The sequence below is a fragment of the Providencia sp. PROV130 genome (assembly GCF_028482225.1).
GTDB lineage: Bacteria > Pseudomonadota > Gammaproteobacteria > Enterobacterales > Enterobacteriaceae > Providencia > Providencia rettgeri.
Window position 1 is genome coordinate 54988 of sequence record NZ_JAMPQC010000020.1, and the last position, 26568, is coordinate 81555.

The window sequence follows — 26568 nt, forward strand, 5'->3', positions numbered from 1 at the left end:
TTTCGTTGATAATTTAAAAGAATTAATGTGTTCAAAAATAATTTAATTTATGGAATTAAAAATAGGGAAAATAGATAACTGAAGGTCTAAATTACCTTATTTTTCAGCAACTCAATACATTCTTGTGCGCCACGTTTAAGCGCATGACCTTGCAAACATACTGCGTGAATAGGCAGCTTGAAGCCATTTGGGGTATTTTTAAATTCAAGGGGCTTTAGTGAGCCATCGTGCAATTTATCTTTAATAAGTGATAAAGGAAAATTTCCCCATCCCATACCACTCTCGACTAAACCGAGAGCCAAAGAAAAACTGTCTGTTTTCCAATAATTACTAGAAACTAGAATACGGATATCACTCAATTCACGCTGACGACTCGCAATAATTATTTGGCGGCTTTCAACAAGGTCTTCGATATAGAGCGACGTTTTATTTTGCAAAGAGGGATGTTTAGCCGAAATGGTGGCAATAATTGATTCTTCGCCAATGTAATGAAATTGCTCTTGGGAATTAACATTTAAACCACCAAAGACGATTGCGAGATGAATTTGTTGTTCATGTAATAAGGGTAAAAGATCATCTTGAGGCGCGGTAATCAGCTCAATATGCAGTAAAGGGTAACGCTGGCTTAAAATATGTAGAGCGTCAAAGAGTAAATTGGCATTAATACCTGCCGCAATACCAATAGTCAGAGTGCTTTCAACGCCTTGTGTCAATTCCAGAGAAAAAGTATTGAGCTGCGATAAATTAGCGACAATATGTCGTGCATAGGGGGCTAATGACAGTGCTTTTTCAGTGGGTTTAGGCTCTCTAGTGTGCCTATCAAATAGTTCAAATCCCAGTTCAGCTTCTAGATTAGCGACTGCCATACTGACCGCTGATGGCACACGTTTTAATGCCCTAGCTGCCGCAGAAAATGAGCCTTTATCTAACACGGTGAGAAAAATCGTTAGGTTATCGCTATTAAATGGCATCATTGACCTGTCAATAAAATTGATAGAAGCTGACTTTTATTATCATTGAATTATATTTATTTTACCACCTTGTTGATAATGATATTTTTGGAGGTGGGAAAATGCAGGGGATTAAACGTAAAATTATTTTTGTAACGGCTTATGAGGTTATTGGCTGGCTAATTTCAGCTTTAGCATTGGCTTTTCTTTCGGGTAATTCAGCAGAAACAACAGGTCCATTAGCTTTAGTCATAACAACTATTGCAGTGAGCTGGAACTTTATTTTTAATACCGCATTTGAGTATTGGGAATCAAAACAAAAATCACGCATTAGAACCTTTAGGCGCCGGTTTGTACACGCTATATTATTTCAATTAACGTTAGTGATTTTTTTAATTCCTTTAATTGCATGGTGGTTATCAATTAGTCTTTTACAGGCGTTAATACTCGACTTCGCCTTAATTATTTTTATCCCAATTTATACTTTCTTTTTTAATTGGGCATTTGATAAGATTTTTGGATTGCCTAAATCTGCTTTGCCGCAAGAGAATAACGCCACATCATAAGAAAATTATCGTGTTTCCTTGCGTACTAACGCTGTGCAGAAGGAAACACGAATCACACATATTATTTTAATAACCTAGCCTTAACGGATTTCCCTTTAATTTTCCCTTGCTGTAAATGCTTGCGAGCATGTTCGGCAACCTCGCGTTTGAGCGCCACATAGGCATGGGTCGGGTGGATCACAATCTTGCCAATATCGTCGCCATTGAGGCCAACTTCTCCGGTCAAGGCACCTAAAATGTCGCCGGGACGTATTTTGGCTTTTTTACCGCCATCAAGGCATAAGGTCACCATCGTCGCTTCTAATGGAGTGACTCGTAAACCTGTCGGTTCGGCTTGCCAATTAAGCTTCATGTTTAACATTTCTTCTAGAGCATTGGCCCGCTGGGCTTCTTCTGGTGCACATAAACTAATTGCTAAACCGCTTTCACCGGCACGTGCAGTTCGACCGATGCGGTGAACGTGCACTTCAGGATCCCATGATAATTCATAGTTAATTACCATTTCGAGGGCTTTAATATCTAACCCGCGGGATGCGACATCTGTAGCGACTAATACACGGCTACTTCCATTAGCAAAACGCACAAGGGTTTGGTCACGTTCACGCTGTTCCATATCACCATGAAGCACTAGGACACTTTGTTTGCTTGCAGTTAAGGCATCATAAACCGCTTGGCAATCTTTTTTAGTATTACAGAAAACGACACAAGAAGCGGGCTGTTCACGGCTCAAGAGCTTTTGTAATAATGTAATTTTTTCGTGACGAGCAACTTCATAAAATTGCTGCTCAACCGCAGGAAGTTCATCAACACTATTGATTTCAATGGCTTGTGGGTTATTTTGAATTTGCTGGCTAATTCGTGCAATTTCATCTGGCCAAGTGGCTGAAAATAATAATGTTTGCCTATTAATTGGTGCGTAGTCAATGATGGTTTCAATATCTGGCATAAAACCCATATCGAGCATGCGGTCTGCTTCGTCTAAAACCAATGTTTGCAAGGCATCAAGTTGAACGGTTTCACGATTTAGATGATCAAGTAAGCGCCCCGGTGTAGCAACAATGATATGTGCTGCATGAGCAAGGGAGTCGCGTTGTACGCTAAAAGGGACACCACCGCAGAGCGTTAAAATTTTGATATTAGGAATAGCGCGAGCTAAACGACGCAATTCATTGGCGACTTGATCTGCCAGTTCGCGAGTTGGGCATAAAACTAATGACTGAGTTTTAAATAACTTGGCATCAATATGTTGTAATAAGCCCAGACCAAAAGCAGCAGTTTTGCCGCTGCCAGTTTTAGCTTGTGCTCGAACGTCTTTACCCGCAAGGATCGGAGGAAGAGCGGCAGCTTGGATCTGCGTCATGTTGAGGTAGCCTAACTCTTGCAAGTTAGCGAGTTGTTCCGCAGAAAGCGCATTTAGGTCAGCAAATGAAGTCACAATACAATCTCAAATAGAATAAAAGGCATAGTGGCGCTAATAATACTATTCCTACCTTACTCTGTCTGTTTTTAATTCGTTATTAATGTAGAACCTGGTTATCACTGATATAGTTCAAAATTAAATCAACAGGAAGTGATGAAATGGAAAATTTACAACAGCGGTTGATAACACAAGGCGAGAAAAACACCTTTTTACTCTGTTTTGTATCAACAACCCTTAGCACCACTAAAAAGCGGTGCTAAGAAGAGTGGATTATTCAATATTGATATTTTAGATAGGACCTAAATTTGTCATTACTGCATATATGAGAGCGACAATAGAAATGGCTATCCATGTGAAGACTAATGGCCAAATAAATCTCACCCATTGTGTGTAAGGAATTTTTGCCGTTGCAAGTACAGCCATTAAAATTCCTGATGTTGGGTTAATACAGTTAACAACACCTTCTCCAAGTAATACAGTTTGCACCGTCGTTTGGCGAGTGATTTCTAATAAATCTCCCATTGGCGTGAAAATTGGTACAAGCACAGCCGCTTCACCAGAACCAGATGAAATAAAGAAGTGCATTATTGCTGCGGTTGCGAACATGGAAAGGGCAGATAAAGTCTTCGGTAAACCGTCCATCATTGAAATAATGGCATTAACGATGGTATCCAGAATCATGCCATCAGATAATACGATAGCAATCGCACGAGCCATACCAACGATAAACGCGCCGCCTACCATTCCTGCACAACCTTTTAAGAAACCAGTAGCAATGGTATTAGGCGACATACGGTTTAAAATACCCACGCCAACGCCTAAAATGATAAACATTGCCATCATCTCTTTTTCTCCCCAGCCCCACTCAACGGCACCGAAAATAAATCCGATTAAGCAGAATGCGCTATAGGAAAGGGTGATGACATGCAAAGCTGAAATTTTAGAGGTTTGGTGTTCGTCAGTATTAATTTCAATATCAGGTCGAACCATACCTTTGTTACGGCATTTTTTGGTATAAATCGTTAAAAATAAAATACCCGCGATAACAAATGCAATATAAATTGCCATTCTAAAACCGAGACCGGATAACAACGGGACGTCGGCTAAACCTTGAGATAGGCCAACTGTCATTGGTGCCATGATTGAGGCGTTAAAGCCCGAATAAGCCGCGACATAGACTAAAGCGGCACCAAATTTATCGTCCATTCCCACGGATTTAGCAACTAAAAGACCGATAGGAACAAATGCAATAATTGAGTTAACGACAATTCCTGTTGTTCCTAAAATAGAAAAAACGACAAAGAATATACTGATTAGTAAAAAGTCATTAAGCCTTTTACTGCGCGAGATATTATTGAGTACTTTTTTGATAGCCCCAGTTTCTTCAAGAAGATGTAAAGCACCTCCAGTGAAAATAATCAAAAAGATAATAGGAGCTGCTTTGATTAGACCATCGGCAATTGAGGTGAAAATTTGTCCTGGCAAAATGCCGTGTTGTTCAGGTAAGCGCTCATAACTACCGGGAATGGTGTAAGAACTAGATACTTTTGTTTCTATACCATCTTTTACCATGGTGATGACTTTTGTTTCTGATGCATATTGCCCCGCGGGAACGATCCACGTCGCAATGCCTGCCAATACTAAGATAAAAAACAAAAGCACATAAGGATTTAAGCCTTCAGAACGTTTTTTAGGTGGTGTTGTTGTGTTTGTTGACATCGTTGTCATAGAGTTTCCTATTGGATTATTTTTTATTGTGTAATGCGTTGTAATACATTGAAAAATAGTTGAGCACGCTCTGTGAGCGACGGTATTTCTAAATATTCTTTATCACTGTGCTGGTAACCACCAATCGGGCCTAACCCATCGACAGTGGCAGTCCCGACACCCGCAGTAAAAGAGGCATCAGAGCCGCCGCCAGTGGAAACATCGAGTAAATCAATGTTTAGTTGGGCTGCTTCTTCTTTAATGATGTTGATAAGAACGGTGCTTTCATCCGTTTTAGCCATAGGTGGGCGATTAATTCCGCCGGTTAAGGTGAGTTTGATACCGTCTAATACTGGTGTACTACACACTTCCCTGACTTTTTTATCGATTTCAATACCCTGTTCTTCAGACGAGATACGAACATCGATTTCTGCTCTGGCATTCGGTGCGACAGTATTAACGGAGGTTCCGCCAGAAATTAGACCAACGTTAACGGATAGGCCTTTATCATGAGCAGAGAGTGCGTGTAGGCTTTGAATTTTATATGATAGTTCCTGAATTGCACTGATACCTGCTTCAGGTGCGATACCTGAATGTGAGGCTTTCCCTTCAATATTTAACACATAAGTCCCAACACCACGGCGAGCACTCACTATCGCGCCATTAGCACGCGCAGGCTCCATCACAAGTGCGTAGCGTTTTCCTAAGGCACATTGTTCGATGATGCCGCGAGATGAAATAGAACCGATTTCTTCATCACAATTGAGGAGAATCTCAATATTTTTGTAGCGAATGTCTTGATTATCATGAAGTTGCTTCATGACTTGATATACCATGACATGACTGCCTTTCATATCAATTACACCAGGGCCATAAGCGCGGTCACCTTCAATGCTAAAAGGACGTTCAGCAACGGTACCTTTAGGAAAAACGGTATCTAAATGCAATAAAATTAATATATCAGCCTTTGTTGATGGGTGATAAATTCGATAATTATTACCGAGTGATTCATTTTCAATGATTTCGACTTCGAACCCCATTTCGCGATATTTTTCACACCAAACAGCAGCGTGGTTATCTACACCTTCTTTATCATAAGAACCTGATTCAATATTGACTACTTGTTTAAGTAGCGCAAGCATACTGGCTTCATGCACTGAAAAGTTATTATTCATAATTGTTTCCTTATATTGTCTCTACTACAAAATTAAGTTGTTTTTATTGTGGTAAATTTAATTTTAGGTAATATCAAAACAGAGTTTATATTAAGTTAAATTTATATAATTCAGATTTTCACTAAATAAAACATGGCTTTTATTAAAGTTAAAAAACCAAAGATAAAATTCAAATTTACTAATAACAATTGCGGATTTTTTTGATTCTCACTGTTTGTATCGTGGAAAACTAATGCTTCAATTTTTTATGCTCAAGTGAGTCATATCACAGTAAAGGATATAACCAATATCGATACTTGATGCTTGAATCATAGGCATTTTTTGACTGTATCATAATAAATAATTTGTATACAAGATGATTATTCACTAAAAAAATAAACCCATATAGAGAGTAATTTTATGAAGATATATAATATGGAATACATTACTGAATTTGTTCGAGCAAATTTGAATTTTTAATGAATAATTCTGCACTAGGCTAAATTGAGATTCTTTAAGAAAAAGTGATTAGAATAATTTATAAAATATATAGTGGTCATGCGTTTTTCTAATAATTTAAATAGCGATAGCATTTCATTTATCATAGTTTGTAATAGTTAATTGTGCTTTTTTTGAACCAAAAAACTGGGGAATTAAATTAAAAATATCTCAGTCAAATTTAGTCTCTGTGCTTTCCTTATCTTATAAATAGCCTTTATTGCTTGATAACCATTCTTTTACGTGTTGATTTGCATTTTTATTAATCGACTTCTTCTCACTTTTAAGTGATATAGCTCATTACAAGAAATAAGATGTAAGAGAATAACTTTCTCTTATATGCCTATTATGCAGTATGAAAAGAGGAAAAATAGGTATGAATACTAGGGTTCATGTTAAATCAACGACAGAATATCTACTAAATAATTACATTGAGTGATGATATATTTAACTTTAATAAAACATTTATTGTTTTATTTTAGTGTGTTATGCATTTTTTATGGATTGGTTGGTTGTGGGGGATAAACAAAATAATAATATTGTGACGGCTCGCTCATTTATGGGAAATACGTCAACATTATGAATTAAAAGGAAATTAATTCTAAAATAGAAAATTTTTCTCTTAATTTGAATAAAGACACCAATTTTTAGAAAAAATTTTCTATTTCCCTATGGCATATTCTTTTTAGCAACAAATATAAAGATATCACTTTTATTTTACTATATTGGGTTTTAGATTATGACTAAGAATATTGCTACAATTTTAATTCATGGTGGAAAGCAGCAAGATACCGTTAATCATGCTATTTTTCCTGCTATTACAACAGCCAGCACTTTTGTTCAGCAAAGTTTAACAGAGCATGGTGAATATTGTTACTCACGTTGCAGCAACCCAACGCGTTATGCATATGAAACCTTACTAGCAGAAATTGAAGGTGGAAGTTATGCAACAGCAACTGCATCCGGAGTGGCGGCTTCAAGTTTAGTTTTAAATTTATTACCAAAAGACTCCCATATTATTGCGATGAAAGGTGTTTATGGTGGAACATTTCGGTTATTTGAACGAGTTTCAACCATTAATAGCGGTCATCAAATAGATTATGTTGATTTGAATAACCTTGATGAAGTTAAAACAAAAATAAAAGACAACACACGCTTAATTTGGATTGAAAGCCCAACTAATCCATTATTAGAGTTAGTTGATATCAATGCGATTTGTTCACTTGCAAAAAAACATAATATTTTAACTTGTGTTGATAATACATTTGCAACAGCTTGGAACCAAAAGCCGTTAGAATTAGGTGCTGATTTAGTGATGTTATCGGCAAGTAAATATATTGGCGGTCATTCCGATTTAATTGGTGGTGCTGTGATCACCCAAAGAGAAGACTTAGCCAGCCGCCTTGATTTTCTAAAAACGACTTTAGGAGCAATTGCTTCTCCTTTTGACGCCTACCTTGCTTTACGTGGATTAAAAACATTAGCGTTACGTATGGCGGCACAATGCAGTAATGCAGCGCAAGTGGCTAGCTATTTATCGACGCACCCAAGAGTGGAACAGGTTTATTACCCAGGGTTAGCTTCACATCCACAATATGAATTATGTAAAAAGCAAATGCGTACAGGTGGAGCGGTTGTGACAATTAAATTAAAAGGGGATATTGAAGATACCAAAACGTTTTTATCTAAAGTTAATTACTTTGTATTAGCCGAATCATTGGGTGGTGTTGAAAGTATGGTAAATCATTCTGCCACGATGTCACATGGGTCGATGACAAAAGAAGAAAGGGAAAGTATCCATGTATATGACACCACATTACGTTTATCTGTAGGTATTGAAGATATCACTGACTTATTAAATGATTTAGAAAACGCACTATCTTAATTTATTAAAATCAAAATAAAATATAATAAGAGAGCATCTAATGAATGATTATGGAATTTGGACCATTGTCACGCCAATGGTGACGATACTTTTAGCCATTTTTACACGACAAGTTATATTATCATTATTGCTGGGGATACTCGTTGGTTTTACCGTTATATATGATCACAATATATTATTGGGTGTAAACGGAACACTCGATGGTATTATTAATACGTTTGCATCACCGGGAAATACAAAAACAATTTTATTTATGGTAATGATTGGCGGTATTATGCGGCTAGTCGTTGTTACTGGCGGTGTGCGCTCATTGGTTAAATTATTAACAAATAAAACAAAGTTAATTAAAAATAAAAAAGCTGTTCAATTAATGGCGATGATTATTACATCATTAATTTTTATTGAAAGCTCGATTAACCAATTAATTGCTGGAGCATCAACAAAAACATTAGCGAAGAAGTACGGTGTTTCGCCAGAAAAAATGTCCTATATTGTACAAACTTCCTGCGTATCAGTTTGTTCATCAGCCATGATTAACGGTTGGGGGGCGGCAATGATGGGCGTTATTGGTGTACAAATATCTAAAGGTTTAATTACTGGAGAGCCATTTGAAATTTTAGCTGGCTCAATGGTATTTAATATCATGGCGTGGTTTTCTTTAGCTTCAGTATTATTTTATATTTTCTCCAATGTTTCTTGGGGACCAATGAAAAAAGCGGATTTACGTGCAGAGCAGCAAGCTTTAACTTTATTGTCTGCAGAAGAAACTGAGCAGGATGATGAAGATATTATTGAGCATCCTAATTGCCATACCTCTCTTAACTTTTTTATTCCAATTTTATCAACCGTATTAATGGTACCTATTGCGCTTTATATCACGGGTAATGGTGATTTTAGTAAAGGTAGTGGCTCAACATCGGTATATTGGGGAGTCATGTTTGGAACTTTAGTCTCTTTTGTGTGGTTCTTAGCGCGTCGTGTGCTTAATATTGAGACTTTCTTTAAAGAGTTATACATCGGCTATGCCAGCATGGTAAAAATTAGTTCAGTGATGATCCTTGCTTTTTTAATGGGAACCGTTTCTTCAGATTTAAACACTGGTGCTTATATAGCTGAAATTACCTCTGGTGTCATTTCACCGGCTTTCTCAATCGGCTTTATATTTTTAATTAGTGCGGTGATGTCATTAGCAACAGGAACATCGTGGGGGACATTTGCGATTATGATCCCAATCGGTGTGCAATTGGGGCTTTCAGTCGGAATGCCTGTTGAATATATGATTGGTGCCGCAATAGCAGGTTCAATTTATGGGGATATGACATCACCCATTTCCAGTGATGCGATTGTGGCCTCTATGGCAACAGATTGTGACCATATTGAGCATATTCGTACCCAAATGCCTTATGCCACGGTGACTGCCGCTTTTGCGCTGATGGTTTATCTCTATTTAGGTTTCACATATTAATAAGGTGAATAATATAATGAGCATTAAACAACGATTAGCTGCAATAAATAAAATAGATCTACTTCGAGGACCAACACCGTTAGCAAAATTAAATAATCTTTCCGGATATTTAGGTCGTGATATTTATATTAAGCGTGATGATATGACCCCCCTAGCGATGGGGGGAAATAAACTGCGTAAATTGGAATATATCATTTCAGATGCGATACAAAAAAAGGCTAAGGTGATTGTGACTGCAGGGGCTATTCAATCAAACCATGTTCGCCAAACAGCTGCAATAGCGTCAATGTATGGTCTGGAATGTGTCGTATTATTAGAAAACCCATTACAGAGTTTGAATTCATTATTTTTAACAAATGGTAATAAACAACTGACAGATTTATTTAATGCCCGCTGTTATTTTTGTGATGAGTTAACCGACCCAAGCTTACAAATGCAAGCGTTAGTTGAATCCCTTAGATTGCAAGATGCCTATATTGTACCTATTGGTGGTTCTAATGCTTTAGGGTCATTAGGTTATGTTAATTGTGCATTAGAAGTTGCCGAGCAGACTCCTAAAGATATTGAATTTGCCGCAGTTATTGTTGCTTCTGGTAGCGCAGGAACGCATGCAGGGCTAGCTATGGGATTACAATCGGTATTTCCTCAAACTCCAGTGATAGGTGTTACCGTTTCAAGAACAGTTGCGCAGCAACAACCTAAGGTAGAAACCTTACAGCAGGAAATTGGTGAATTATTAAACCTGACAGATTTTCCTAAAGTGAATCTGTGGGATCAGTATTTTTCACCTTGCTATGGTCAGCCGAATAACAAGGGCCAACAAGCCATTGAGCTATTAGCTCAAAAAGAAGGAATACTACTTGACCCTGTGTATACCGGTAAAGCCATGGCGGGTTTAGTTGATCATATTTTAAAAGAAAGTATTGATGGCAATCAGCCATTACTTTTTATTCATACTGGCGGAGCACCCGCTATTTTTGCTTATTCTGAAATCAATGTAGCAACGATTAAATAGACTTTTGATAATGCGATTTACATATGAAAATTAATACCAAGGTTATTCATGGTTACCCCATGACAGATAAATATACCGGAAGTTCTTCTATTCCGTTATATCAATCATCCACATTTTCACAAGCCAATATTGAGGAAAGTTACGACCATATTTATTCTCGTTTTTCCAATCCAACGAGAGATGCATTAAGTGAGGCAATTTGCGCGATTGAAAACGCGAAATTTGCTGAGATTTTCTCCTCAGGAATGGCAGCAATAAGCGCAGTATTACTTAATTTTAGCCAGGGTGACCATATTGTTGCCTGCAAAAATATTTACGGTGGTTCTTTCCAGTTAATGACTGAATTTCTGCCTCGTTATGGCATTTCAGTGACATTTGTTGATGCGACTAATCCAATGAACTATCAGCAAGCAATAACGGAGAATACCAAAGCGTTTTATATTGAAACGCCATCTAACCCTACATTACAAGTGACTGATTTAAATTCTGTTATTGAAATTGCGCAACAGCATAATATTATTACCATCTGTGACAATACCTTTATGACGCCATTGTTATCAGATGTTATCTCTCTTGGAATTGATTTTTCTATTAATAGTGCGACTAAATTTATAAATGGCCATAGTGATGTGATCTTAGGGACAGTAGCAACGAATAACCCTGAATATGCGAGGTGGTTACATAAGTCTGCGGTGGCTATTGGCAGTATTGCGGCCCCATTTGATAGCTGGCTGACGATGCGTGGTTTAAAATCAATGGCAATGCGGGTTGAACGAGCTAGTGAAAATGCGCAAAAGCTTGCAGAATATCTGAATGAGCACCCAAAAGTACAACACGTTTTTTATCCGGGGTTAGCTTCACACCCAAACCATATGATCCATATGCAACAGTCTAAAAATGGCGGAATGGTGGTTTCCTTTGATTTGGGTAGCTATGAAAATGTAAAACAATTTTTAGAGGCGATTCGTATTCCACTCGTTGCGGTCAGCTTAGGGGGAATTGAATCAATTATTTCCTACCCTAAAATGATGTCCCATGCGTGTATCCCTGAAGAGGAAAGATTACTGCAAGGTGTAACGGATGGGTTATTGCGGTTCTCATTGGGCTGTGAAGATATAGATGACTTACTCACTGATGCCGATTTTGCTTTATCGCAGGTACAGTAATTAGGCCATTAGTAACGCATTTTTACTTCTGAGTGATACCTACCACACGCCTAAAAAATGCCCATAATATTTTAAGCCCTCTAAATAGTCAGATTATTTAGAGGGCTTTTACTTCACAAAATGCTTATTTGAACGATATAAAACTAAAGACAAAGCTCTTTATTCGCTGGATTTAATTGAGCAGTTTGTTGGATATGTTTTAAAGTTTCTGTCGCCAGCAGCGCAGTGGCTTCATAAAAAGCATTTCCGCTTTGCAATTGCATTTTCTCTAAATAACGATATACCCAAGGTAAAAAATGTATTTCTAGTAATTCACGTAACAGTTCTGGTTTATTTTCAATCACCCAGGCAGTGAGAAGAAATATTAGCCCCACATGATCTTCGGGTTCTTTTTGATTTAATTCAATATTGATTTGGTTATTACGAAGCCATGCTCTTAATTCAAGTGTCGAAATACCAAAAATAACATTTTCTTTATCAAGATAAACAGAACCCCAAGGTGGTGCAGGTAATGCATAAGGGCCAATAAATAAGCGCTGGTAGGCTTCTTGTAAAGTTTCTGATTCAGAAAGACTATCTTGAAAAAGTTTATCAATACGTTGGCAATCATAATCCTGTGTGAATGGCCATTCAGCTAACCATTCGCTCGTCGTAAATAAATCAATTAGCTTATTTACACGTGCATCGGAAGGGTCATAATAAAATAATGCCCCCAAAGTTTGCGCGCAAAGCGAAAAATCTGCCAATAATTTTTGTTCCATATTTGTCCACTTGCTATGTTGATGATGACGCTTTGGTGCGATCGTAGCGAAACATGCGATTGTTGTCGATGATAAGAAGGTAATTAGCCCCCTTATCATCGTAAAAACAATGGAATAGTCGTTATCCGGCGATAGCCATACCTACAGTCATATGTAGCCCGTAGAAAATGCCTCTACCAATTAATTCACCAAAAATTACCAATAATACGGCGACTAATAGCCCGATAATTGGAGGATTTTTCATTTTAACATGTGGGTAAATCCAGAAAGCTAGCCCTAATGTTAAGCAAACAGTACGCCATCCCATCAGTGAGGCATAATCTGGAACAAGCTCAGATGCTTTTTGTACTGAACTTTGGATGGAGCCTAATTCAAACCCCTGTGCTGTCACCAAGATACTACTCGCAATCACTGCAACAATACTGATTAATGTAAAGAAGCGGACGTTATTGATATCATAGCTTGCTATGCGCAATAAAAATGCAGCAAGAACAGGACCTGCAATAAAGCTGGTTAGGATAAATTGCAAACTACCATAGTGATTAAACCAAGTTGGGACGGTATCAATTTGGTAAACGCGAGATATGGCATAAATAAATATTGCCGCACAAATAATTGTGACAATTAACCAAATAGTACCGACAGACTTGGGCATCTTCTTCAATAATGACAGTAACCAATATATCCCACCTAAGGCAAAGAATATTGAGCCACTGACTATTTCGTTACTCAGAGCCGAATGACCAACACGTATCATTGAATTGAAGGCACGCATCGGCGAGCCCATATGCAACATGGATAGTAAAAAGCCAATTCCCATTAACGCCCACAAACCAAACATGCTCATCACTATTTTATGATGCTGCTCTTGTAAGGGTTTCATTAACAATACCAGAGCCATGAGAATAAATGCACCGGCAACACTTTGACCTATAACGGTGAAGAAGATTAACGGATATTCATGTAAGCCTGCGCCCATTTTAAACTTCCTCCGGATTCGCTAAATAACCTGTGGTGTCACCAACAGGGCGGCAATTTGCATTGAGATTTAACACAATATTGGGTTTGGTATAGTGTGCTGCGGGTAGAGGTGCTATCTCATTGATTGTGCCGTATTTTGCACGTAGCTCTTCAATGGGCCCAAAATCTAATGCACGTAGCGGGCAAGACTCAACACAAATGGGTTTTTTGCCTTCAGCCACACGTTCATAGCAGCCATCACATTTAGTCATATGCCCTTTAACTGCATCAAACTGAGGTGCACTATAAGGGCATGCCATATGGCAATAACGGCAACCAATACAAACACTTTCATCGACAACGACAAAGCCATCCTCACGTTTGTGCATCGCGCCACTTGGGCAAACTTTAACGCAAGCAGGGTCCTCACAATGGTTGCATGAAATGGAAAGATAATAAGAAAATACATTTTGATGCCAGGCACCGTCTTGTTCTGTCCAGTCGCCGCCTGCATATTCATAAATACGACGAAAATGAACATCAGCGGATAAGTTTTTAAAATCTTTACAGGCGAGTTCGCACGTTTTGCAGCCCGTACAGCGTTGTGTATCAATATAAAAACCATATTGTTGTGACATGCCGGGCTCCTTATAGTTTTGCAATTTCAACTAAGTTAGTATGCTGAGGGTTCCCCTTAGCAAGCGGTGAAGGGCGTTGAGTCGTGAGGACATTAATACACCCGCCTTGGTCTACTTTTTTGCCAAACATATCGGCATCTAACCAAGCCCCTTGGCCCATTGCAGTCACGCCTGGCATGATCCGTGGTGTCACTTTCGCTGGAATATGAACTTCACCTCGATCATTGAAAACCTTGACCATATCACCCTGTTTAATACCACGCGCTTTGGCATCTATAGGGTTAATCCATATTTCTTGGCGGCAAGCTTGTTTTAAGATATCAATGTTGCCATAACTTGAGTGTGTTCTGGCTTTATAATGAAACCCTGTCATTTGTAATGGGTATTTTTTATTAAGACTATCGGTATGGCTTTCAAAGCCTTCGGTATAAATTGGCAACGGGTCAATCACATCATCTGGTGCTAATTGCCATGTTTTCGCTATTTCAGCTAGGCTTTCTGAGTAAATTTCTATTTTTCCGGAAGGCGTCTTCAGTGGATTGGCTTGAGGGTTATCTCGGAAATCTTTAAATCCAATGACATGCTCATCAGGGCATTTGTGCTTGAAAATACCCACAGTTTTCATTTCTTCATAAGTTGGCATATCAGGGAAGCGTTCGCGGCTTTTTTCACATAAATATTTAATCCATTCGTGTTGAGTGCGGCCTTCGGTAAATTTCTGTTCGACATCAGGGCCTAAGCGTTTAGCTATTTCTGACAAAATTTCATAGATAGGCTTACGCTCAAATTTAGCACTAGTGGCTGGTTGGCCTAAGATCATGTACGACATGTTTCCTGCGGACTCACTAGGAATAAGATCTTCTTGTTCGGTAGGCATTAAATCAGGTAGTAAAATATCGCAATATTTTGCAGAGGCCGTCATGAAGTGGTCGATGCCGACAATCATTTCGCATTTGCTGTCATCTTGTAAAATTTCATGAGTGCGAGCGATATCACTATGCTGATTTATCAATGTATTACTGGCATAGCACCATAAAAATTTAATGGGAACATCTAGTTTATCTTTCCCTTTGATACCATCATGAATGGCTGTCATTTCAGTTCCGCGTTCGATAGCATCAGTCCATGTGAAAACAGAAATCTGAGTTTTTACAGGGTTATCGAGCATCGGGAACCATTCAACACCGGAATCATAAGTACCTTCACGACAGCCTGAATTTCCCCCACTAATGCCAACATTACCAGTAATAATGGCTAACATGGCAATTGCTCGAACGGTTTGCTCACCATTTGAATGACGTTGAGGACCCCAACCTTGAACAATATAAGCGGGTTTTGCTTGGCCTATTTCACGGGCTAACTTAATGATTTTATCTGCTGGGATACCTGTAATTTTAGCAGCCCACTGTGGTGTTTTAGCAATGCCATCAGCACCTTGGCCTAAAATATACGCTTTATAGTGACCATTTTGAGGTGCCGAAGCTGGCAAGGTTTTTTCGTCATAGCCGATACAGTATTTATCAACAAACTCTTGGTCGACCATATCCTCAGTAATAATCACGTAAGCCAATGCGGCAGCGAGTGCACCATCAGTACCAGGACGAATAGGTAACCATTCATCTTCTCTACCAGAAGCAGTGTCATTATAGCGGGGGTCAATGACTATCATGCGCGCATTTGAACGTTCGCGCGCTTGTTCGACATAATAAGTGACACCTCCGCCACTCATACGAGTTTCGGCAGGGTTATTACCAAACATCACAACGAGCTTTGTATTTGCAATATCATCGGGACTATTTGCTTCTTGGGAGCCGTATAGGTAATTCATACCTGCACGAATTTGTGCAGTACTATAACTGCCGTAGCGGCTCAGGAAACCACCACATGAATTCATTAAGCGATAAGGAACATTTGAGTTGGTGATATTACCGCCATCAACGCCAGTACCATAGAGAACATGTACAGCTTCATTGCCGTAATTTTGCAATATATCGCGCAAACTATTACCAACGGTATCTAGGGCTTCTTCCCATGAAATTCGGACAAACTTGCCTTCACCACGTTTACCTACACGTTTCATTGGGTATTTCAATCTGTCCGGGTGATTCATTCTTCTGCGGATTGAACGACCACGCAGGCAGGCTCTGACTTGATGATCACCATATTCATCTTTCCCCGTCGTATCTGATTCAACCCAATATACCTCATCGTCACGCACATGGAGGCGTAATAGGCAACGGCTACCACAGTTAACGGTACATGAACTCCAAACGGCTTTTTCTTCAGGGGATGTTGAGTTTTGAGTGGTATCGATTGCTTTTGCATTAAAAGGAAGTGATAAACCGCCAACTGCAGCAAATAAACCGCCAGCAGCGCCAGATTTCACGACATTGCGCCTTGAGATAGGGCTATTTAATAATTTATTTTTTGTATTCATTGATATTAGCCTTTATGACCATATTAAACATAGTGTTATTCAAGGGCTATCTTACTCTGTCATATTTAGTTTTTTTTGCGCCATATCAATGAAGTTATATTTGTAAAACTGGTAACTTTTTTGTAATAAATAAATATTAACGATAATTAATATCATTATAACATTATGAATAAAAAGAAATTTTCTTTTTTTTGTTCATGGTTGAAAATTTAGAAATGTTAATGTTGCGTTTTGTAGAGAAAATATTTCTCTCGGTGGTGATTTTTCGGAAATTAAGGAGAAGACTTTTAGTCGTATAGTTGGAAAATAATAATATATTTCTCTAGAACTATTCATTGCTCTGAAAAATCAATGAAATTTATTATTATTTTGGGGAATGAAACATAAATACAGAATAACTAACTAAAAAGTGAATATCTAATATCCAATTAAGGTGTGATTTTTTATTGAAAATAATTGTTATTATTAATGGTGGTTAATTAAATTCAATATTGAGAGTGATAGATTGAGCAAAACCTGCTGGTGGCTTACCGACAGAGCGGCTTTTTTGTACTGCAAGTAAAGCGGCTTGATCTAATAAATCATTTCCTGAACTGCTTGCTAAACGAATTAAGCTAATTTCTCCGGTTTGGCTTAATTGAAATTGAATGGTTGCAATACCACGGTTTTTCATTTTTTTCGCACGGCGAGGGTATTGTTTATTTCGCTCAACTTCTTGGCGCAGTTTTTCTCGATAGGCATTAATTAATTGGCTATTAGTGTCACTAGTCGCATGTTGGTTTTTGGGGCCTTTAATTCCTGCCGATGGAGAAGAAACAAGGTCACCGGTTTTTTGTTGTTGTGCGATCGGCAAATCATTTTTAATTTCGGAGTCAGCTTGTTTGCGGGTGTTTTCAGTTCTTTTAGTGAGTTCTTTGGGTTTTACAGGTTCTTTTTGTGTTTTGATCACCTTTTTTTGCTTTTTAGGTACAACAATGGCGGCATTTTCAATAATTGGGCTGGGCTCTATTTTTACCTCACTAGGGAGTTCTATAGGTTGAGGGAGCTCTTCAGGTTCTGCAACGTTGACCGCTTGAGTCAATGCGATCGATATAATCGGCGCATCGTGTTGTGCTTGGTTTTTTAAGGATAATGATTGAGCAGTAACATAGGTTAAGTACCCAATAACAAGAATATGCAGTGTTATGGATAGCGTAAAAGTGATTAATTTCCGACTCATCATAAGACCTCAATATTCTTTCTCGTTGAACCTAAAGAGGATAGACCAAAACAGGTACTAAGTAGTTATGCTTGAGTTATAACTCATAAGATAAAATAACGATTCGAATTATATGTTAATAATTATCAATTGCAAATGATAGTTATTATCAACTTTAGTGGGTGTATATAATTAGAATTTAATGCTTTGATTTTTAATGAAATATTTCTTTAGATAAAAAAGACTTAGTGAGTCACCAAGTCTTAATAAGATTAATTGTGTGATAAATCAGTTAAATATCCTTCTCTATTTTATTATTTTGTCTGGCTCCTGATTAAGTGTTGTTGTACAGCGTATTTGATAGAAGGGGATTGGTTGTTTTCGGTAAAACTCAACGCGACTGCGGCTTTTTCATGTTCATCCATTGCTAAAAAACTTTTGCTAATACCATTAACTTTATCTGTTGCTAAATTACCAGCTTTTAGATGTGAATTAATGGCTGCTTGGTTCGCTGCGGACATATTATTTTCATTAAAACTTAATGCAGTAACTGCCTTTTCATGCGAATTCATCTGTGCAAAAGATTTCGTAATACCTTGGATGCCATTAGGCGATAAATTAGCGGCTTTTGCATGGTTAGCAATAGCGATTTGGTTTGCGTAAGCGGTATTATTTTCAATAAAACTGAGTGAAATAATGGCATTTTTATGGGTGGTTACGTCTGCTTGAGCACTTAAACTAAATACCAGAAAAAGTGCAGAAGAAATAAATAATTTGTTCATCGGAATACCTTTAAATAACATTGCCTAAATTTTGGACAAAATAATGGATAACTTTATATAAATAAGTTTTAAAAATAGAAGTAATCTAATATTTAACTTCCATTTACTGCACTCGAACTTAGGTTTGTTATTGATAGATAAACGTATCTAAGTAGTATTTTTATAAAGTTATCGTAGAACTCATCATTACGATGCCGTAAATATAGGTGATCGTGTTCAATGATGAAATTGATATCTATGCATATGATGAGTGCATAAAACGCATTCATCATTTTGCAAAAAAGAGAGAGTTATTTCGGCATGTTTATTGTATTTATGATATATAAATAACACCGTATAGATAAGCTACACGGTGTTTGAATATTTAATTAAAATTAAGAACGTTTAACCGCTGTTTCTGAGACGCGTATAGTATTTTCTTTATTCGCAAACCAACGCTCACGTAAGATGTCATATCCAAGATTAAACGCATAAGTATAAAATAAGAAAAAGGCAAAAAAGCCGATTTCAAGTAAGAATGCATCTAAGAATGTCATTTTAAGTAAAAACGCCAGCATTGGTACACCCATGATCACAAAGCTCAACTCAAATCCAACGGCGTGAAAAATGCGTACTTTGGCTGGGCGAGGCCCCTTAGATAAGGGCCAATAACGGTCAAAAACCATGTTATAAAATAAGTTTAATAGCATTGCCAGTGTCGATAAGACAATAGCGACTGTTCCCATTTGGAAAATTGAGCGTCCTAAAAGCCACGCACTGACCGGTGCAGTTATCGCGATCGCGATGACTTCAAATGAAACCGCATGAAAAATTCGTTCAGTTAATGTTTTTGTATACCTGCTCATAACTACCTCAAAGATATGGAAAATTATTTTTTGGGTAAAAATCGGGTGCAATTATTTGCTTTTTTTTATATATATACAAAATGGCAGCCATCGGAAAAAGCGATACCTCATGAATTATTCTATAGAAACATTGCGTACCTTTGTGGAGGCGGCATCCTTAAAGTCATTCTCTGCTGCGGCTCGTAAATTAAATAAAAGCCAATCAACTGTGAGTACGACAATCAGTGGGTTTGAAGATGACTTGGGTTTTTCGTTATTCGATAGGCAGGGACGTGAATCAACATTAACTTTTGCAGGTAGAAAAGTGTTAAGTTTAGTTGAGGATATTTTATCAGCAGATGAGCGTCTTCAAGCACTTCGAGTTGAACTGCTTCCAGATATTGAACCAAGATTAAGCTGCGCTTTTTCAGATATTTATCAGCCCCCTCATGCTGAACATATTGTAACGACATTAGATAGACAATTTCCGCATCTTGAGTTCGAGTTTTTAATTGCAGAAAATAATGCGGTTATTGAAATGATCCAAAACCAGCAGGCTCATGTTGGTATGATGGAATCTCGAACAGAATATCCTGCAGATATTTCTTTTTCCCGTTTACCTATTCAAGGTGAATTAGGTTTATATGTATTAAATAGCCATCCATTAGCTAAAGAGAAAAAAATTACTTATCAGCATTTAACAATGACTCGCCAACTACGGCTAAGCAGTAGTAGCCAAATTATTATTAATAGTGAAAAGAACTGGTTTGCGCCTAATTATTTACTATTATTAGAAATGGCAGAACAAGGTGCTGGATGGGCAATATTACCGACATGGTTAGTTAAGCAATTCGGCCATAACCGTTTAATGAGTATTAATTATGATTTATGGCCACGTAAAATTGATGTGGATTTAGTTTGGTCTAAGAATAATCCACCGGGAAAAGCAGGTTACTGGCTGATTAATAAATTACTTAATAGCTAAATTTAAGGAGATTAATTTTAAAATCAATGTGTTTGCGCTATATTTTATTTTGTAAAACAGTCTATATTAAATGTAATAAGATATTATCTTGTAAATAAACGTAATATAATTTTTAAAGTTGGCTTTATATCGCTAATCTGAACTTAATCAAATTGTTGTTTGAGTTAATTTATTAGAGGATAAAAATGAAAAAATTATTAGTACCTACACTCTTTGCTGTTGTATCTACTATGTCATTTGCTGTTAATGCAGCGACAACTCCAGCAGCAAGCCAATCACAGAAGGCAGAACATAAATTAAATGCTTACGAAGAAATTATGGTAGGCAAAGTCTGGGTAACGACAGAAGCTTTAGATCAAGATAAAAAAGAAGTTAGCGCAGAAGATAAGCAAGTTGCAAACTTCTTTGGGGTTGCCGAATATTATCCAGACGGGACTTTTAATATGACCACGTTCGATGGCAAACCTAAAATGAAAGGTGACTGGTCATTTGATGAAAATGGCAAAAGCCGTTCATTAACAGCGAAGGATGATGACGGTAAAGTTTTATTTACTCGTGTCGTTGAAAATGTGACAGTAACACCTGAAGAATATACGTATCGTATTTATCCAGAGCAAGATAGCAAAGATAAGTACTTTGATATTGTCCATAAAGTTAAAAAATAACATTTAAACCAATGCCGCAGTCTAGATATAAAGCTCATTTATTGAGTAATTTATTCTGCGGCATTATTGTTCTATTGCAGCTTTATTTAAAACAGGTTTCCGCCCAGCGTGTTAATCCTGCAGTAACAGAACCAAAATCATCTCCACGTACTATCGGAATATTAGGTAATTCTTGGCTAATCGCTTGGTGTAATACTGGTGAGCGAGCACTTCCACCTGTAACGTAAATAGCATCAGGTTTTACCCCGCCTTGGTTGACAGCCTCTTTAACTAATTCAATCATTTTACTTTTTGGTGATTCAATTGATTCCACCATTTGTTCATGTGGAATATTCACATCTAGTTTTTCAGAAATTAATTTAATTTGAGCTAAATAACTTGAGGCGTTCGACAAAGCAATTTTAGCTTCTTCAGCTTTACGTACTAAGCTATAACCTAATGTTTCATTATAAACTTCTAACAATCGAGATATTATTTGAGGTTCTTTTGCATCTTGTTTTAAGCGTGTTAACGCTGTCAAATTTTGTCGTGAGTAAAATTCTTTTTGCGCTTCAACATTATTGATAGCAATCGGGTTCCAAAATTGTAGAAATGGCATTTTAATGCCTGATAAAGATTGGCTTTCCATTCCAAAAAGTGGCATTAATTGTTTTAATGCTAGGTAAATATCAAGGTCGTTTCCACCCACTCGTTGGCCACTATGTGCAAGTAAGGATTGTGTTCTGTCCTGTGCATCTCGATAAGTAGGTCCCATTTGAATCAATGAACAGTCCGTTGTTCCACCGCCAATATCAACGACTAAGATAATCTGGTCTTTACTTAATGTTGATTCATATTCAAGCCCGGCAGCAACAGGTTCGAACTGGAAAGCAATATGATTAAAACCTGCACGTTTTGCCGCACGATAGAGTATGGATTCTGCTTGTTGATTTGAAAGTTCCCCGCCACGTCCATGAAAGTTAATTGGCCGGCCAATAACCGTGTCATCAATAACCTGCTGTAAAGAATGTTCTGCAGTATTCTTTATATTTTTCATCATGGCGCAGACAAGGTCTTCAAAAAAACTAATTTGAGTATCATGTAAGCCTGAAGCCCCTAAAAAAGATTTTGGGGATTTTACATAATAAACATCTCTAGGGTCGCTCAAATATAAATCTAAAGCAGCTTGCCCAAATACAATGTCCTCGGGCATTAAATCGATCCCTTCATCACGGTTAAACGCGATAGATCTTTTTAAAATTTGCTGTCCGATTTCATTCGAGGGGGAGATTTTACAATGGCGAAATAAATGCTCAGAGACTGATTCTCTTGTTGGCGCGCATAAGGTTGATGGAATATAAACGCTATCGCCTTCTAATGGTAATAGTGTGGGTACCCCGTTTTTCATGACTGCGACAGCACAGTTAGATGTACCGTAATCAAAACCAATAAACATTTCGCCTCCAAGAGTAACGACGTTGAAAAAAGGCAGAGACTTTATATCAAGCAGGAATGAATTACTATCGAAAAAATAGTTCGATATGAAGGGGAAAACTCAAAAGGAGATAGCATAAATTGATCGCATGTTGTCTAGATACTCTGAAAGCACGGAGGCACTATGACAAAATGCAATCATTGTTGAAGGATTGCGTTATTGATATTCATAAAAAGAACATAATTAATTTAGCTTAAGGTGGGTGAGTGAAAATACCTATCGATAATATTAAGATTATTTAAAGCTATTTTTATATAGAGTGTGGTTTGTAATGTAATATTTGATTTTTCCACCTCTTTAACATTTTAATGTAATGTTAAAGAGGTTCTCGGAAATATCTTATTTAAATAGTTTGGTTTATATATTTTTAACTATTACAATATTTATTCCAAATTACATTAAAATCATTATTAGGAAATTCTTTATCATCTCTATCAATTAATGGAATAGAAACAACATTACGGCCGTCATCATGAAGATAGGTTTTGACCACAAAACGTTTAAATGAATATGAGTTTTGGCTAGTGAAAATAAGCACTTCACCGCATACATAACCTAGCATACCATGGTCTAAGGTTTCTCTTATTTCATGATATTTAACATTTTTATACTCGGCCGTTTTGGGAAATGCTAAAAAATCCTCTACCGCTTTTTGAGATTTTTCTACAATATCTAAATCAGGTGTATAGTTACTTACAACGCCTCCTATAAAGGAAGCGCCTGCAATTAGGCCAATGACTAAAAATGAAAATATTTTATTTTTCATAGTGTTTATTTCTTATGTTATTATTTTTGAACCTCCCAATGAATGCCAAAATATAAAAATTAAATGAAAATTCATTGCCATAAGCTAACTTTTAATTGATAATTTCACTTACGGAGATATACTTGGATTACATTTGGGATAATTAACGGTTACCAATCTAACATAAGATTATTTGAAGTAATATAGAGGGGAAACAATGGTAATCAATAAGAAACGAAAAATTACACATTTAAATAAATAGACATTTCATAAAGAATATTTTATCACTATTGTGATAATTCAGTATGTATTAATCCCTAGAGTAACAAAAAAAATAATAATTAAATAAGATTATTATTTTTTGTTCTTCATTATTTTTGCCATATGAATAGCTTCAATGAGTTGAGAACGATTAATACGAGAACTATTACTATCTAATAATTTTTGCCAAATATCAATTGCTTGCTCATAATTTGCATTCATAAAAGCATCTGAAGCGACTAGCATTAAAGCAGTAACTTCTTGTTTATCAAGGCTTAATGCTTTATTGATTGCCGCTCTAACATCTTCAGTTAGTTGTTGACCTGCTTGGTAATATAAAACGGTTGCAATAGCGGAGTATACCTGAGCATTTTCTCCACCATATTTTAACGCTCTTTGATAAGCAATTAATGCGTTATCATAACTATTTTGATAGAGATAATATTCACCTAGTGTAGCCCAAAGCTCACTATTTTTAGGTGATTGGCGAATATCATCTTGCAAGCGGAATAAATCATTTTGTTCTTGCTGCAATGGTGTGAATGAGAGTAGAGGATCTGAAATACGTTGGTATTCCTGGTAGGCTAATTCAAACCGAGGTGAAAAAAAGTAACCAATAACAGCTGACACAATTAATATGGCGAGTAACTTATTCATATGCCATTGCTTTGCAACTGATGGCGCTGTTACATCTTCTGGCAATAATTGCTCGAATATCTGCTGATGGTGAAAATTGTTCTCTATAAGCGGCTGTTTTTGTGACCGAACAAATTTGAAAATGAAATAAAAAATACCAATCAGAGCAATACCCGGTAATCCCCAAAGCAGTGCGGTGCCAATAGTCAGGGGAGGGTTATACAGCACGAAATCACCATATCGCTCGGTCATATAATGCATGATTTGCGCTTTATCTTTTCCCTCTGCAACCATTTTAAAAACTTGGTGGCGCATACTTACTGCAGTGGGTGCATTGGATTCGAGTAAATTTTGGTTTTGGCACTGCGGACAACGTAATTGTGAGGCTATGTGCAAAGAATATTCTTGTTCTTCAATAGAATTAAATTGCCACACATCAACAATCTGAGCATTGGATATAAAAGAGCAAAATAGGAAAAATAGTGCTAATAGGGTTTTAAGCATTTTTTACTCTCCCTTTTATCCAGCTTATTAATAAGCCAAAACACATTACAAACGCACCGCTCCAAATCCATTGAATGCCATCTTGTACGTAAAGGCGTATTGCATAGCTATTTGTTCCCGTTTTTTCACCTAATACCGCATACCAATTACGTAGCCACCCCCAATATATACCAGGTTCAATCATTAATTGCTGGCGAGCAGTATAAAACCGGCGCTCGGTAATTAACTGGTGTAATGGTTGGTTAGCTTTGCGAATTTGTATAATGGCTTTTTCGGTAGTGTAATTAGATTTAGCTTCAAGTTGTAACTCGTTGAATTGAAATTGATAACCTGCGAGTGAAATAGATTGCCCAACAGAAAGACTAACACTGGTTTCATGGTGGCTACCAATTGATAAGGCAATGCCAGCCGCAAAAATCACAACCCCTGTATGAGCGATAAGGGAAGGGAATTGTTGGCGGATAGCATCGATGGGGCGTAGCCAAAAGATAAGTAGAATCGCAAATAAAAAACCACAAGAAAGAGCGATAACAAGCCCTTTAGACCAAAGAGATAAGCTTACTAACACACTGAGAAGTATAATTAAAAGAATACGCCATTGGGCTTTAATCCGAGTTTTGTTAAGCGGATAAATGGCACTTACTGCTATTATGATTAGCATCAAAATACCAAATGGTAATAATGCTTGGTTAAAATAAGGTGCCCCAACCGATATTTTTCCCCAACCAAATAACGTGTAAATCATCGGGTAAAGTGTGCCCGTCAGGACAATAAATAATACAGTAGAAAATAAGATTAAAGTGAGTAATAAGTGAAGCTGACGGCGATTAGTTTTAGTTGGCAAATTATCGATGTTTTTAGCTTTCCAACCATATATACATAAAGCACCAAAACTCAGAAAACTGAACAATAAAAAGAGAGGAACAGCCCTAACGTTATCCAAAGCAAACGCATGGACAGACATTAAAATACCTGAGCGTACAATCAACGTGCCTAATAGAGATAAAATAAACGTGAGGATCGCCAGTAATATTGACCAATGGCGATAATGACCTGTTTTGTGTGAAACGGTGAGGCTATGGAGTAACGCAGTTGCACTTAACCATGGTAACAACGATGCATTTTCAACTGGGTCCCAAAACCACCAACCCCCCCAGCCTAATTCACTGTATGCCCACCATGAGCCCAGTGTTATCCCGATAGTAAGTATGCACCAACTTGGCACTGTAAAGCGCCAACAGAGTCCTGCAATAGTTTGGTTAAATTGCCCGCACAGCGTGGATGCCAGTGCTAAGGAGGTCACGACCATTAACCCGCTATAACCTAAATAAAGTAGTGGGGGGTGTAATATCAATCCCCAATGTTGCAGCATTGGGTTGAGATCTCGCCCTTCAACAGCAGGTGGGAAAATGCGGACAAAAGGGTCGGAATAAAAGACGATAAACAGTAATAATGCGGTACTAATAATAGCAAGTAAGGTTAAAGTGAGAGGAAATACGGAGTGAGTTTGCTGACGATAACGCCATGCAAATAGGCAACTCCAAGCAGAGATAAACAGTAGCCAAAGAAATATTGAGCCTTCATGGCCTCCCCATACTGCCGCAATTTTAATATATAACGGCGATAACCGGTGGCTATGTTGTGCCACATATACAACTGAAAAATCACTTTGAATAAAACTGAGAGTTAAACAAACATAGGCAACGAACAAGAAAAAAAATTGTAAGTAGGTCCAAAAAATATTCCGAGGCATTTGCCTCGGAATATGGCGGAAAAAACCAATAACTCCAAACAATGCTTGAAAAAAGGCAATACAGAGTGCCAATGTGAGGCAGAGAAAGCCAATTTCTGGGAGTATTAGTTCCAATGATT

Annotated in this window: 22 protein-coding genes; 7 read left to right on the plus strand and 15 right to left on the minus strand. The window is 37.4% G+C overall.

Annotated elements, in window-relative coordinates:
- Positions 1–86: 86 nt before the first annotated feature.
- The gene (locus tag PSF28_RS14225) at positions 87–971 is read right to left on the minus strand and encodes a LysR family transcriptional regulator (protein ID WP_210837818.1); all 885 of its coding nucleotides are present in this window, start codon (positions 969–971) and stop codon (positions 87–89) included.
- A gap of 101 nt (positions 972–1072) precedes the next feature.
- Here PSF28_RS14225 and PSF28_RS14230 point away from each other — a divergent pair, with 101 nt between their 5' ends.
- Entirely contained in the window at positions 1073–1516 is a 444-nt protein-coding gene (locus PSF28_RS14230) for a PACE efflux transporter (protein ID WP_210837788.1), read from the plus strand.
- A 61-nt stretch (positions 1517–1577) separates the two neighbouring features.
- Here the strand turns inward: PSF28_RS14230 and dbpA are convergent, their stop codons facing one another.
- From dbpA to PSF28_RS14245, 3 genes are all read right to left on the minus strand, one after another.
- Entirely contained in the window at positions 1578–2951 is a 1374-nt protein-coding gene (gene dbpA / locus PSF28_RS14235) for an ATP-dependent RNA helicase DbpA (RefSeq protein WP_210837787.1), read from the minus strand.
- Positions 2952–3224: 273 nt separating this feature from the next.
- Positions 3225–4664 (minus strand): YfcC family protein, encoded by a 1440-nt coding sequence (locus PSF28_RS14240; RefSeq protein WP_004913421.1) that lies wholly within the window; start codon positions 4662–4664, stop codon positions 3225–3227.
- A gap of 23 nt (positions 4665–4687) precedes the next feature.
- Complete coding sequence (locus PSF28_RS14245) at positions 4688–5818, minus strand: M20 family metallopeptidase (protein WP_210837785.1); 1131 nt, start codon at positions 5816–5818, stop codon at positions 4688–4690.
- 1216 nt (positions 5819–7034) lie between these two features.
- Here PSF28_RS14245 and PSF28_RS14250 point away from each other — a divergent pair.
- The 4 genes from PSF28_RS14250 to PSF28_RS14265 are packed head-to-tail and all read left to right on the plus strand — an operon-like array spanning position 7035 to position 11826.
- The gene (locus PSF28_RS14250; protein ID WP_210840519.1) at positions 7035–8180 is read left to right on the plus strand and encodes a trans-sulfuration enzyme family protein; all 1146 of its coding nucleotides are present in this window, start codon (positions 7035–7037) and stop codon (positions 8178–8180) included.
- A gap of 40 nt (positions 8181–8220) precedes the next feature.
- On the plus strand, positions 8221–9645 hold the full coding sequence (locus PSF28_RS14255; protein WP_272685241.1) for a Na+/H+ antiporter NhaC family protein: 1425 nt from the start codon (positions 8221–8223) through the stop codon (positions 9643–9645).
- A 16-nt stretch (positions 9646–9661) separates the two neighbouring features.
- Positions 9662–10660, plus strand: coding sequence for a D-cysteine desulfhydrase (locus tag PSF28_RS14260; RefSeq protein ID WP_272685242.1), 999 nt, complete (start codon positions 9662–9664; stop codon positions 10658–10660).
- A gap of 23 nt (positions 10661–10683) precedes the next feature.
- Positions 10684–11826 (plus strand): trans-sulfuration enzyme family protein, encoded by a 1143-nt coding sequence (locus PSF28_RS14265; RefSeq protein ID WP_272685243.1) that lies wholly within the window; start codon positions 10684–10686, stop codon positions 11824–11826.
- 143 nt (positions 11827–11969) lie between these two features.
- On the opposite strand, the gene dmsD is transcribed toward PSF28_RS14265, so the two are convergent.
- From dmsD to PSF28_RS14300, 7 genes are all read right to left on the minus strand, one after another.
- Positions 11970–12587 carry a Tat proofreading chaperone DmsD gene (gene dmsD / locus PSF28_RS14270; protein ID WP_272665767.1) on the minus strand — a complete coding sequence of 206 codons (618 nt, stop codon included), beginning with the start codon at positions 12585–12587 and terminating at the stop codon, positions 11970–11972.
- A 121-nt stretch (positions 12588–12708) separates the two neighbouring features.
- Positions 12709–13566, minus strand: coding sequence for a DmsC/YnfH family molybdoenzyme membrane anchor subunit (locus PSF28_RS14275; RefSeq protein WP_210840004.1), 858 nt, complete (start codon positions 13564–13566; stop codon positions 12709–12711).
- Between the two features lies 1 nt (position 13567).
- Complete coding sequence (locus tag PSF28_RS14280) at positions 13568–14185, minus strand: DMSO/selenate family reductase complex B subunit (protein WP_196724638.1); 618 nt, start codon at positions 14183–14185, stop codon at positions 13568–13570.
- A 10-nt stretch (positions 14186–14195) separates the two neighbouring features.
- Positions 14196–16622, minus strand: a complete 2427-nt coding sequence (ynfF, locus tag PSF28_RS14285) for a selenate/tellurate reductase subunit YnfF (protein ID WP_247605454.1) — start codon at positions 16620–16622, stop codon at positions 14196–14198.
- A 475-nt stretch (positions 16623–17097) separates the two neighbouring features.
- Positions 17098–17844 (minus strand): energy transducer TonB, encoded by a 747-nt coding sequence (locus PSF28_RS14290; protein WP_272665768.1) that lies wholly within the window; start codon positions 17842–17844, stop codon positions 17098–17100.
- Between the two features lie 290 nt (positions 17845–18134).
- Entirely contained in the window at positions 18135–18602 is a 468-nt protein-coding gene (locus tag PSF28_RS14295) for a hypothetical protein (protein ID WP_210840002.1), read from the minus strand.
- Positions 18603–18976: 374 nt separating this feature from the next.
- Entirely contained in the window at positions 18977–19447 is a 471-nt protein-coding gene (locus PSF28_RS14300) for a multidrug/biocide efflux PACE transporter (protein WP_210840001.1), read from the minus strand.
- A 109-nt stretch (positions 19448–19556) separates the two neighbouring features.
- Here PSF28_RS14300 and PSF28_RS14305 point away from each other — a divergent pair, with 109 nt between their 5' ends.
- Both PSF28_RS14305 and PSF28_RS14310 read left to right on the plus strand, forming a co-directional pair.
- Positions 19557–20411, plus strand: a complete 855-nt coding sequence (locus tag PSF28_RS14305; RefSeq protein WP_210840000.1) for a LysR family transcriptional regulator — start codon at positions 19557–19559, stop codon at positions 20409–20411.
- A gap of 185 nt (positions 20412–20596) precedes the next feature.
- On the plus strand, positions 20597–21076 hold the full coding sequence (locus PSF28_RS14310; RefSeq protein WP_272685244.1) for a DUF4822 domain-containing protein: 480 nt from the start codon (positions 20597–20599) through the stop codon (positions 21074–21076).
- Positions 21077–21158: 82 nt separating this feature from the next.
- On the opposite strand, the gene yegD is transcribed toward PSF28_RS14310, so the two are convergent.
- The 4 genes from yegD to PSF28_RS14330 form a co-directional block, all read right to left on the minus strand.
- Positions 21159–22511, minus strand: a complete 1353-nt coding sequence (gene yegD, locus PSF28_RS14315; protein WP_210840493.1) for a molecular chaperone — start codon at positions 22509–22511, stop codon at positions 21159–21161.
- Between the two features lie 406 nt (positions 22512–22917).
- Positions 22918–23316: a hypothetical protein gene (locus PSF28_RS14320; protein ID WP_210840564.1), complete on the minus strand. Its 399-nt coding sequence runs from the start codon at positions 23314–23316 to the stop codon at positions 22918–22920.
- 333 nt (positions 23317–23649) lie between these two features.
- Positions 23650–24696, minus strand: coding sequence for a heme lyase NrfEFG subunit NrfF (gene nrfF, locus PSF28_RS14325; RefSeq protein WP_272683923.1), 1047 nt, complete (start codon positions 24694–24696; stop codon positions 23650–23652).
- Entirely contained in the window at positions 24689–26563 is a 1875-nt protein-coding gene (locus tag PSF28_RS14330) for a heme lyase CcmF/NrfE family subunit (protein WP_272685245.1), read from the minus strand. The genes nrfF and PSF28_RS14330 overlap by 8 nt, the downstream gene beginning before the upstream one ends.
- Positions 26564–26568 lie beyond the last annotated feature (5 nt).

Bases quoted from the DNA above. Each gene is read 5' to 3' on its own strand.
- PSF28_RS14275 (WP_210840004.1), bottom strand. From the start codon at position 13,566: ATGGGCGCAGGCTTACATGAATATCCGTTAATCTTCTTCACCGTTATA.
- ynfF (WP_247605454.1), bottom strand. From the start codon at position 16,622: ATGAATACAAAAAATAAATTATTAAATAGCCCTATCTCAAGGCGCAAT.
- PSF28_RS14290 (WP_272665768.1), bottom strand. From the start codon at position 17,844: ATGATGAGTCGGAAATTAATCACTTTTACGCTATCCATAACACTGCAT.
- PSF28_RS14305 (WP_210840000.1), top strand. From the start codon at position 19,557: ATGAATTATTCTATAGAAACATTGCGTACCTTTGTGGAGGCGGCATCC.
- PSF28_RS14260 (WP_272685242.1), top strand. From the start codon at position 9,662: ATGAGCATTAAACAACGATTAGCTGCAATAAATAAAATAGATCTACTT.
- PSF28_RS14310 (WP_272685244.1), top strand. From the start codon at position 20,597: ATGAAAAAATTATTAGTACCTACACTCTTTGCTGTTGTATCTACTATG.
- PSF28_RS14280 (WP_196724638.1), bottom strand. From the start codon at position 14,185: ATGTCACAACAATATGGTTTTTATATTGATACACAACGCTGTACGGGC.
- PSF28_RS14225 (WP_210837818.1), bottom strand. From the start codon at position 971: ATGCCATTTAATAGCGATAACCTAACGATTTTTCTCACCGTGTTAGAT.
- PSF28_RS14320 (WP_210840564.1), bottom strand. From the start codon at position 23,316: ATGAAAAATAAAATATTTTCATTTTTAGTCATTGGCCTAATTGCAGGC.
- PSF28_RS14295 (WP_210840002.1), bottom strand. From the start codon at position 18,602: ATGAACAAATTATTTATTTCTTCTGCACTTTTTCTGGTATTTAGTTTA.
- PSF28_RS14240 (WP_004913421.1), bottom strand. From the start codon at position 4,664: ATGACAACGATGTCAACAAACACAACAACACCACCTAAAAAACGTTCT.
- PSF28_RS14230 (WP_210837788.1), top strand. From the start codon at position 1,073: ATGCAGGGGATTAAACGTAAAATTATTTTTGTAACGGCTTATGAGGTT.
- dmsD (WP_272665767.1), bottom strand. From the start codon at position 12,587: ATGGAACAAAAATTATTGGCAGATTTTTCGCTTTGCGCGCAAACTTTG.
- PSF28_RS14255 (WP_272685241.1), top strand. From the start codon at position 8,221: ATGAATGATTATGGAATTTGGACCATTGTCACGCCAATGGTGACGATA.
- PSF28_RS14300 (WP_210840001.1), bottom strand. From the start codon at position 19,447: ATGAGCAGGTATACAAAAACATTAACTGAACGAATTTTTCATGCGGTT.
- PSF28_RS14265 (WP_272685243.1), top strand. From the start codon at position 10,684: ATGAAAATTAATACCAAGGTTATTCATGGTTACCCCATGACAGATAAA.
- PSF28_RS14250 (WP_210840519.1), top strand. From the start codon at position 7,035: ATGACTAAGAATATTGCTACAATTTTAATTCATGGTGGAAAGCAGCAA.
- PSF28_RS14245 (WP_210837785.1), bottom strand. From the start codon at position 5,818: ATGAATAATAACTTTTCAGTGCATGAAGCCAGTATGCTTGCGCTACTT.
- yegD (WP_210840493.1), bottom strand. From the start codon at position 22,511: ATGTTTATTGGTTTTGATTACGGTACATCTAACTGTGCTGTCGCAGTC.
- nrfF (WP_272683923.1), bottom strand. From the start codon at position 24,696: ATGCTTAAAACCCTATTAGCACTATTTTTCCTATTTTGCTCTTTTATA.